The sequence below is a fragment of the Endothiovibrio diazotrophicus genome (assembly GCF_054657215.1).
Window position 1 is genome coordinate 1 of the sequence record NZ_BAAHXB010000160.1, and the last position, 10,026, is coordinate 10,026.

At 67.4% G+C, this 10,026-nt stretch carries 6 protein-coding genes; 5 read left to right on the forward strand and 1 reads right to left on the reverse strand.

Annotated features, from left to right (window positions below; genetic code table 11):
* Positions 1-139 precede the first annotated feature (139 nt).
* From arsS to ACYQ2W_RS24060, 3 genes are all read left to right on the forward strand, one after another.
* Positions 140-1,099: an arsenosugar biosynthesis radical SAM (seleno)protein ArsS gene (arsS, locus tag ACYQ2W_RS24050; RefSeq protein WP_459873150.1), complete on the forward strand. Its 960-nt coding sequence runs from the start codon at positions 140-142 to the stop codon at positions 1,097-1,099.
* 125 nt (positions 1,100-1,224) lie between these two features.
* On the forward strand, positions 1,225-1,902 hold the full coding sequence (locus tag ACYQ2W_RS24055) for a TIGR04283 family arsenosugar biosynthesis glycosyltransferase (protein WP_459873152.1): 678 nt from the start codon (positions 1,225-1,227) through the stop codon (positions 1,900-1,902).
* Positions 1,903-2,040: 138 nt separating this feature from the next.
* A complete protein-coding gene (locus tag ACYQ2W_RS24060) occupies positions 2,041-2,754 on the forward strand; it encodes a TIGR04282 family arsenosugar biosynthesis glycosyltransferase (protein WP_459873154.1) in 714 nt (237 codons plus the stop codon).
* Here the strand turns inward: ACYQ2W_RS24060 and ACYQ2W_RS24065 are convergent.
* Positions 2,656-3,315 (reverse strand): RNA polymerase sigma factor, encoded by a 660-nt coding sequence (locus ACYQ2W_RS24065; RefSeq protein ID WP_459873156.1) that lies wholly within the window; start codon positions 3,313-3,315, stop codon positions 2,656-2,658. The two genes, ACYQ2W_RS24060 and ACYQ2W_RS24065, sit on opposite strands and share 99 nt — an antisense overlap.
* A gap of 352 nt (positions 3,316-3,667) precedes the next feature.
* Between ACYQ2W_RS24065 and gltB the strand changes: the two genes are divergently transcribed.
* A complete protein-coding gene (gene gltB / locus ACYQ2W_RS24070; protein ID WP_459873158.1) occupies positions 3,668-8,167 on the forward strand; it encodes a glutamate synthase large subunit in 4,500 nt (1,499 codons plus the stop codon).
* Between the two features lie 86 nt (positions 8,168-8,253).
* Positions 8,254-9,720: an FAD-dependent oxidoreductase gene (locus ACYQ2W_RS24075; RefSeq protein ID WP_459873160.1), complete on the forward strand. Its 1,467-nt coding sequence runs from the start codon at positions 8,254-8,256 to the stop codon at positions 9,718-9,720.
* Positions 9,721-10,026 lie beyond the last annotated feature (306 nt).

Below are 10,026 nucleotides of genomic sequence, written 5' to 3' on the forward strand. Positions count from 1 at the left end.
TGATACTACAGAACGGGGCGGCGACTCCACATCTGCATCCGTATATTCCGAACTCCTTATGAGTCGGCCGGCGGCCGGCTGGGGACGGAGCGGAGGAGTGCTTACAATAGGGAAAGTACACTCCCCTTCGAGACCCCTGATGCTTGCCACCCTCCCCCTGCTCGCCCCCGGCGATTTTGCCCCTCTCCTTCGCGGCCCCCTCGAAACCCTCCAGGTCAATCTCGGTTACCGTTGCAATCAGCGTTGCCTGCACTGTCACGTCGCCGCCGGCCCGCATCGCACGGAGGTGATGGGCGGTGAGACCGTGGAGCGGGTGGTGGCGGTGCTGGAACGGCGTGGCGTCACGCGGCTCGATCTCACCGGCGGCGCGCCGGAGCTGAACCCCCACTTCCGCGATCTGGTGCGGCGCGCGCGCGCCCTCGGCGTTCACGTCATCGATCGCTGCAATCTGACGATCCTGGAGGAGCCGGAGCAGCGGGGCCTGGCCCCCTTCCTTGCCGGAGAGCGGGTGGAGGTGGTCGCGTCGTTGCCCTGCTATCTGGAGGAGAACGTCGACGGGCAGCGCGGGAAGGGGGTCTATCGCGGCAGTCTGGCCGGGCTGCGACGACTCAACGACGAGGGCTACGGGATGGCGGGCTCCGGGTTGGCGTTGAATCTGGTCTACAACCCCACCGGCCCGTTTCTGCCGCCCGCCCAGGAGGCCCTTGAGGCGGACTACAAGGCACGCCTCGGCGAGCAGGGCATCCACTTCAACCGCCTCTACACCATCACCAACATGCCGATTCAGCGCTTCGGCAGCGCGCTGCTCTCGAAGGGGGGGTTCGACGACTACCTGGCGCTGCTCAAGCGCAACCACCGGGAGGAGAACCGGGCACAGGTGATGTGCCGCTCGCTGATCAGCGTCGACTGGCGGGGCGAGCTCTACGACTGCGACTTCAACCAGATGCTGGCGCTTGCGCTGAGCGACGGACGCCGCCCGCGCCTGACCCTCGATCACCTGCTGGAGCACGACCCCGCGGGGTGGCCGATCGCGGTGGCCGACCACTGCTACGGCTGCACCGCCGGCGCCGGCTCTTCCTGCGGCGGGGCGTTGGAGTGATTTCCGGCATGGGCATTTGTAACGCAAAGAGCGCAGAGACGCAGAGAACGCAGAGAAAGGGATGAAATCAGCACTCTTCTCCGCGTTCTCTGCGTCTCTGCGTCCTCCGCGTTGATCATCCGCCGATGGAACGGATCTCGATCGTCGTGCCGGCGCTGAACGAGGCGGCGGGGATCGGAGCGGCGCTGGCGGCGCTGGCGCCGTTGCGGGCGGCGGGGCACGAGGTGATCGTGGTCGACGGTGGTAGCGAAGACGGCACGGGGGCACTGGCCGCGCCGTTGGCCGACCGGGTGGTGGTGGCGCCCGCCGGGCGGGCGGTGCAGATGAACGCCGGGGCGGCGCTGGCCGGCGGCGAGGTGCTGCTCTTTCTCCACGCCGATACCCGTCTCCCCGAAGCGGCCGACCGGCGGGTCCTGGAGGGGCTGGCGCGAAGCGGGCGGGATTGGGGGCGGTTCGACGTCCGCCTCTCCGGCGCCCACCCGCTGCTGCGGGTGGTGGAGCGGGCGATGAACCTGCGTTCGCGATTGAGCGCGGTCGCCACCGGCGATCAGGCGATCTTCGTCCGGCGCACGCTGTTTGAACGGCTGGGCGGCTTCGCCGAGATCCCGTTGATGGAGGACATCGAATTGAGCAAGCGTCTCCGTGGCATCGGTCGACCGCTCTGCATCGACGAGCCGCTCACCACCTCCAGCCGGCGCTGGGAGGCGGGTGGCGTGGTGCGTACCATTCTAATGATGTGGCACCTGCGCCTCGCCTACGCCCTCGGCGCCGATCCCGCCGATCTTGCCAAGCGGTATCGTTGAGGTGGGTTTTCAACGCAAAGGCGCAAAGGCGCAAGGGCGGGGCGGGCCAGGCCAGCAGCGCGAGCTTTCCTTCGCGTCCTTTGTGCCGTCGCGTCTTTGCGTTGGATGTTCGCAGACGTCGGCCGGACGATATTGAAGATGGAATATCCCGACGCCCGCATCCAGGTCTTCGCCAAGGCGCCCGAGGTCGGCACGGTGAAGACCCGCCTGATTCCGCTGCTCGGCGCCGAAGGGGCGGCGGCGCTCCATCGGCAGCTGGTGGAACACACCCTCGGCTGGATCACCGCCGCCGCCCTGGCGCCGGTGGAGCTGTGGTGTGCGCCGTCGCCCGACCATCCTTTCTTCGCCGAGTGCCGGGTTCGTTCCGGGGTGGAGTTGCAACGACAGCAGGGAGGGGATCTCGGTGAACGGATGGCCTTCTCCCTCCACCACGCGCTGGCCCGTCACCGGCAGGCGGTGCTGGTGGGCACCGACTGCCCGCGGATGGACCGGGACCACCTGGCACGCGCCCTCCGCGCCCTCGGCCGGGCCGACGGGGTGGTTGGCCCGGCCGAGGATGGCGGCTACGTGCTGATCGGCCTGCGCCGACCCGCTCCGGGCCTGTTTCGCGAAGTCCCCTGGGGCAGCGACCGGGTGTTGGCGGTCACCCGGCGGCGGGCCGCGGAACTCGCCATCGCGCTCGAAGAGCTTGCGCCGCTGCCCGACCTGGACCGCCCGGAAGACCTGATGCGCATTGCCCGGCGGGACGGCGGGCTATGGGGGCTTCAGATAGCCGCTCATGGTGTCACCCATCAGGGCCCGGGCCTGCTGGACCCGCTTGCGGACGTTGGCGTTGCTGATCTGCAGCGTTGAGGCGATGTCGTTGTAGGGCTGCTCTTCCCAACAGCGCAGGAGGAAGGCAACGCGCAGGCGCTCGGGAAGCGCCTGCGCGTTGCGCTGAAAGAGCTCCAGCAGTTCGCCGTCGAGGCAATCCCCTTCGGGCTCTTCGTAGCCCGGCATGAAGCGCTCCAGGGCCACCGCCTCCGGATCGTCACCCCCGTCGCAGAAGCGGTTCCACCGCTGCCGCTCCTTATGGATGTCGATACAGAGATTGCGGGTGAGCCGCGCCAGCCACGCCTTCAGGTTGGTGATCCTGGCGGCGTGGATCGGCAATTTCTCCCAGGCCAGGATCATCGCGCGACTGAGGGCGTCCTCCGTCTCCGCCGGATCGTTGTTCATCCGCCGGGCGCAGAGCCGCTGCAGATACGGTTTGTGCCGTTCCCAGATGAGCCAGAAAGCGGAACGATCTCCATGGGCGAGTCGATTCAGTAGTGCTTGTTGGTCCTGAGGTTCCGGGTGGTTGATGGTGCGGGCGGAAGCGTTGGCTGGTTCATGTTCTGTTCTGCGTGGCACGCAGTCCTTCGCTGAATCCATTTATTTACCTTTTACAAGCCAGATTGGAGGTCCATTCCGCCTGTAAACGATTCACCCCCCGCCTCTGTGAAATCCGCCGGCGGCGGGGGGGTTTTCTTCTTCTTATCGAGTGCTCCGTCCCTGACAAATCGTGCGTTTCAAAGTCCCTGGCCGCCGCCGCCGGGAGGCATGTCGTGAATGGCGTTTCACGCGGCGACCCGCAGCCCCCCTTTGTTTCCCGGAGGTCGGTAGGCTATGATATGTCCCCTTTTGCCCCCGCCCCTGGCCCCTCCGGACGTCTCCGGCCGGCGGCCGTCTCGGGCGTTGTGTGCGCCAGAAACCAAGTTTGAGAACGACGAGAACGACGAGTCCCGTGAACAGCAAAGCGAACCCAACCACCGGCCTCTACGACCCCGCCTTCGAGCGGGACAACTGCGGCTTCGGCCTGATGGCCCACATGGACGGCGCCTCCAGCCACTGGCTGGTCACCACCGCCATCGAGGCGCTGGAGCGCATGACCCACCGCGGCGCGGTCGCCGCCGATGGCAAGTCGGGGGACGGCTGTGGTCTGCTGATGAAGAAGCCGGACGGCTTCCTGCGCGCGGTGGCGGGCGAGGCGGGAATCGGGCTGGTCGCCGATTACGGCGTGGGCGTGGTTTTTCTCGACCCGAAGGATGCCGCCGCGGGCCGCGAGGCGTTGGCGCGCGAGATCGCCGCCGAGGGGCTGGAGGTGGCTGGCTGGCGGCAGGTCCCCACCGACGATTCGGCCTGTGGCGAGGCGGCCAAGGCGACCCAGCCGAAGATCGAGCAGGTCTTCGTCAACCGTCCCGCGGGGATGGACGGGACCGCCTTCGAGGTGAAGCTATACATCGCCCGCCGCCGCGCCGAGAAGGCGCGGGAGGCGGCCGGTGACGAGCAGTTCTACCTGCCGACCCTGTCGGCCAAGGTGGTCTCCTACAAGGGCATGGTGATGCCGGAGTTCCTGTCGGTTTACTACCCCGACCTGAAGGACCCGCGGCTGGAGACCGCGATCTGCGTCTTCCACCAGCGCTTCGCCACCAACACCCTGCCCCAGTGGCGGCTCGCCCAGCCGTTCCGCTATCTGGCGCACAACGGCGAGATCAACACCGTCCGCGGCAACCGCAACTGGGCCCGCGCCCGCTCCTACACCTTCCAGACCGACAACATCCCGTCGATGGAGGACATCCGGCCGTGGGTCAACATGGAGGGTTCCGACTCCTCCAGCCTCGACAACATGCTGGAAGCGCTGCTCGCCGGTGGTGTCGACATCTTCCGCGCGATGCGTCTGCTGATCCCGCCGGCGTGGCAGAACGTCACGGAAATCGACGCCGATCTGAAAGCGTTCTATGAGTACAACTCGATGCACATGGAGCCGTGGGACGGCCCCGCCGGCATCGTGCTTACCGACGGTCGCTATGCCGCCTGCACCCTCGACCGCAACGGCCTGCGCCCCGCCCGTTATCTGATCACCAAGCCGGGTGGCGCCGCTGGTGTCAGCGAGAAGGATTACCGCGGCTGCGTCATCACCCTGGCCTCCGAGATCGGCGTGTGGGACTACGACCCCACCGAGGTGGTGCGCAAGGGCCGGCTGAAGCCGGGCCAGATGCTCGCCGCCGACACCGAGACCGGTACACTGATCCTGCCCCACGAGGTGGATGCGCGGCTGAAGGCCGCCCGGCCCTACAAGGAGTGGATGAAACGCGCCACCCGGCTGGAGTCGAAGCTCGCCGGCGACCCGCTCACCGCCACCCCGATGGAGAAGGGCGAACTCGGCGTCTACCAGAAGCTGTTCCAGCTCTCCTTCGAGGAGCGCGACCAGATCCTGCGGCCGATGGCCGAGGCGGGCCAGGAGGCGGTGGGCTCGATGGGCGACGACGCCCCCTACCCGGTGATGTCGAAGCGCGCCCGTTCGGTGTTCGACAACTTCCGCCAGCAGTTCGCGCAGGTCACCAACCCGCCCATCGACCCGATCCGCGAGCAGATCGTGATGTCGCTGGAGACCCTGTTCGGCCGCGAGAAGAACCTGTTCGACGAGACCCCCGAGCACGCCGACCGGCTGATCGCCTCCTCGCCGGTGCTCTCCGAGGGCAAGTTCCGCCAGCTGCTGGAGCACAACGAGGGCGAGTTCGCCCACATCGTGATCGAACTCAACTACCCCGCCGACTTCGGCCTGGAGAAGGCGATCCACGATATCGCCGACCAGGCGGTGGCCGCGGTCAAGGGAGGCACCACGGTGTTGATCCTCTCCGACCGCAACGTCTCCGCCGATACTGTGCCGGTCCACGCCGCGCTGGCCACCGGTGCGGTTCACCACCGGTTGATCGCCGAGGGTCAGCGCTGCAACGCCAACATCGTGGTGCAGACCGGCACCGCCCGCGACCCGCATCACTTCGCGGTGCTGCTCGGCTACGGCGCCACCGCGGTCTACCCCTACCTCGCCTACGAGGCGCTCGACGACATGATCGACAGCGGCGAAGTGAAGGCCGAGGATCGTGCCGAGCTGGGCAGGAAGTACCGCAAGGGGATCGACAAGGGGCTGTTCAAGGTGATGTCCAAGATGGGCATCTCCTCGGTCGCCTCCTACCGCGGCGCCCAGCTGTTCGAGATCGTCGGCCTCGCCGACGAGGTGGTGGAGCTCTGCTTCAAGGAGACCACCTCCCGCGTCCAGGGCGCCGACTTCTCCGACCTGGAGGCCGATGTCCGCTCAGTCGCCAAGGTGGCCTGGAACCCGCGCAAGCCGATCGATCAGGGCGGGCTGCTCAAGTTCGTCCACGGCGGCGAGGCCCACGCCTACAACCCCGACGTGGTGAAGGCGATCCACAAGGCGACCCAAAGCGGCGACTGGGACGACTACCTGGCGTTCGCCAAGCTGGTCAACGAGCGCTCGCCGCTCTCCCTGCGCGATCTGCTCAAGCTGCGTGGCGACATCGAGCCGATCTCCATCGACGAGGTGGAACCGGATACCGAGCTGTTCAAGCGTTTCGACACCGCCGCGATGTCCCTCGGAGCCCTCTCCCCCGAGGCCCATGAGGCGCTGGCCCTGGCGATGAACGAACTGGGCGGTCGCTCCAACTCCGGCGAGGGCGGTGAGGATCCCAAGCGCTACGTCGACAAGAGCCGCTTTTCCAAGATCAAGCAGGTGGCCTCCGGCCGCTTCGGCGTCACCCCCGGCTACCTCTCCAACGCCGAGGTGCTGCAGATCAAGGTGGCCCAGGGCGCCAAACCCGGCGAGGGCGGCCAGCTTCCCGGCCACAAGGTCAACGCCGAGATCGCCCGCCTGCGCTACACCCGCCCCGGCGTGCCGCTGATCTCGCCGCCGCCGCACCACGACATCTACTCGATCGAGGATCTCGCCCAGCTGATCTTCGACCTCAAGCAGGTCAACCCCGAGGCGCTGGTCTCGGTGAAGCTGGTGGCCGAGCCCGGCGTCGGCACCATCGCCGCCGGCGTGGCCAAGGCCTACGCCGACCTGATCACCATCTCCGGCTTCGACGGCGGCACCGCGGCGAGCCCGCTCACCTCGGTGAAGTACGCCGGCAGCCCGTGGGAGCTGGGCCTCTCCGAGACCCACCAGGTGCTCAAGCGCAACGATCTGCGCGGCAAGGTGCGGGTGCAGACCGACGGCGGCCTGAAGACCGGTCTCGACGTGGTCAAGGCGGCGATCCTCGGCGCCGAGAGCTTCGGTTTCGGCACCATGCCGATGGTGGTGCTGGGCTGCAAATACCTGCGCATCTGCCACCTCAACAACTGCGCCACCGGAGTGGCCACCCAGCACGAGGAGCTGCGCGCCAAGTACTATCGCGGCTCCCCCGAGCTGGTGAAAAACTACTTCAAGTTCGTCGCCCGCGAGGTGCGCGAGCTGATGGCGGCCCTCGGCGCGCGCAAGCTCACCGACCTGATCGGCCGCACCGACCTGCTGGAGCGGATCGAGGGGGTCACCGACAAACAGCGCAAGCTGGATCTCTCCGCGCTCACCTTCCAGGGGTTGCCCGAGGGGCCCAACTACTGCGTCGAGCCGCGCAACCACTCCTTCGACAAGGGCGAGCTGGCCGAACAGATGGTCGCCGAGACCCTGCCGGCGATCGAGGCCAAGTCCGGCGGCGAGTTCTCCTTCAAGGTGCGCAACACCAACCGCTCCATCGGCGCGCGCATTTCCGGCGAGATCGCCAAGCGCTACGACACCCTCGGCATGGACGACGCGCCGATCACCCTGCGGCTCACCGGCACCGCCGGCCAGTCCTTCGGCGTGTGGAACGCCGGCGGCCTGCAGATGTACCTGGAGGGCGATGCCAACGACTACGTCGGCAAGGGCATGGCCGGTGGCAAGCTGGTGATCTACCCGCCCAAGGGGAGCCTGTTCAAGAGCCAGGAGAACGCGATCGTCGGCAACACCTGCCTCTACGGCGCCACCGGCGGCAAGCTCTACGCCTCCGGCATGGCCGGCGAGCGCTTCGGCGTGCGCAACTCCGGGGCCCATGCGGTGATCGAGGGGGCCGGCGACCACTGCGGCGAGTACATGACCGGCGGCGTGATCACCGTCCTCGGTCCCACCGGCGTCAACTTCGGTGCCGGCATGACCGGAGGCTTCGCCTTCGTGCTCGACGAGGAGGGGGCCTTCTCCAACCGCTTCAACGAGGATGTGGACATCCACCGCATCAACACCGAGGCGACCGAGGCCCACCGCAACCACCTGCGCGAGCAGCTCATCGCCTTCGTCGAGGAGACCGGCTCGGCGTACGGCCGCAACATCCTGGAGCACTTCGACGACTACATCGGCAAGTTCTGGCTGGTGAAGCCGAAGGCCGCGGAGCTTGAAACGCTCCTCGAGACGATGCTGGAACGAGCCGCCTGACGCGGAAGCCCGCGTAGCGTTGAGTGTTTAACGTTTAGTGTTTAGTGGGGCGGTGCGCCGCCTCCACACCGGTGAAGTAGAGAACCGTGAGCAAGAAGAACGCACTGCAATTCCTGGACATTCCGCGGCAGGACCCCGCGAAGAAGGCCGTCGAGGTCCGTATCGAGGAGTATGCCGAGATCTACGGCCGCTTCGACGCCAAGATCGCGGCCGACCAGGCGGGGCGCTGTCTCCACTGCGGCAACCCCTACTGCCAGTGGAAGTGCCCGGTGCACAACTACATCCCCAACTGGCTGCAACTGGTCAACGAGGGCAACGTGGAGCAGGCCGTCGAGGTCTGTCACCGCACCAACTCGCTGCCCGAGATCTGCGGCCGGGTCTGCCCCCAGGACCGCCTCTGCGAGGGCGCCTGCACCCTCTTCGACACCAACGGCCCGGTCACCATCGGCACCGTCGAGCGCTACATCACTGACACCGCCCTGGAGTCCGGCTGGCGCCCCGACCTCTCCGCGGTGGTCGATACCGGCAAGCGGGTGGCGGTGGTCGGCGCCGGTCCTGCGGGCCTCGCCTGTGCCGACGTGCTGGCGCGCAACGGGGTCAAGGCGGTGGTCTACGACCGCCACCCCGAGGTGGGTGGGCTGCTCACCTTCGGTATCCCCGAGTTCAAGCTGGAGAAGCCCATCGTCCAGCGCCGCCGCGCGGTGCTCGAAGGGATGGGCATCGAGTTCGTGCTCAACACCGAAATCGTAGGAAAGGACGACGAACAGGGACGTTCAAGTGTCGCGGGCGCAGGAAGCGCAGGAGCGACCAAGTCGTTCGACGATCTGCTCGGCGAGTACGACGCGGTCTTCCTCGGTACCGGTACCTACAACTACATGCAGGCGTCGATCCCCGGCGAGGACCTGCCCGGCGTCCACGCCGCCCTCGACTTCCTCATCTCCAACGTCAATCACTGCTACGGCTGGGAGAAATCCCCCGCCGACTTCGTCGACATGGCCGGCCAGCGGGTGGTGGTGCTCGGCGGCGGTGACACCGCCATGGACTGCACCCGCACCTCGGCGCGCCAGAAGGCGGCCGCCGTGCACTGCGCCTACCGTCGCGACGAGGCCAACATGCCCGGCTCGAAGAAGGAGGTGCAGAACGCCAAGGAAGAAGGCGTGAAGTTCCTGTGGAACCGCCAGCCGGTGGAGATCGTCGGCGACGGCAAGGTGCAGGGGATCAAACTGGTCACCACCGCCCTGGGTGAGCCCGACGAGCGCGGCCGCCGTCGTCCCGAGGTGGTGCCCGGTTCCGAGGAGGTGGTGGAGTGCGACGCGGTGATCGTTGCCTTCGGCTTCCGCCCCAGCCCCGCCGAGTGGATGACCGCCCACGGCATCGATCTCGACGAGCGCGGCCGGGTGGTCGCGCCCGAGGAGCAGGTGTGCGCCATGCAGACTTCCAACCCGAAGGTGTTCGCCGGCGGCGACATGGTGCGCGGCTCGACCCTGGTGGTCACCGCCATCTGGGACGGGCGCAAGGCCGCCGAGGGGATCCTCGACTACCTCCAGGTTTGAGTTCGCTCCCGCTCACTCAAACCTCATTGGGGCGGCCTGCGGGCCGCCCTTTTTGTTGGCCACGAACGGGTTGGTCGCCGCGGGTACCCGCCTGTAGGAGCGGCCCCCAGGCCGCGATGGCGCCGCATCCACTTCTGCCACCTGCCGAGTAGAAACCTCTCACTCCGACACGATCGCGGCCTAAGGGCCGCTCCTACGGGGCCAAGACGTTGCTGGCCGCCGATCGTCACTCAACTCAGTCGTAGGTTGCCGCTACCGCGGCGACGAGAACGGAAGCAGCGGGGCGGGAGTCGCGATATCGTTTTA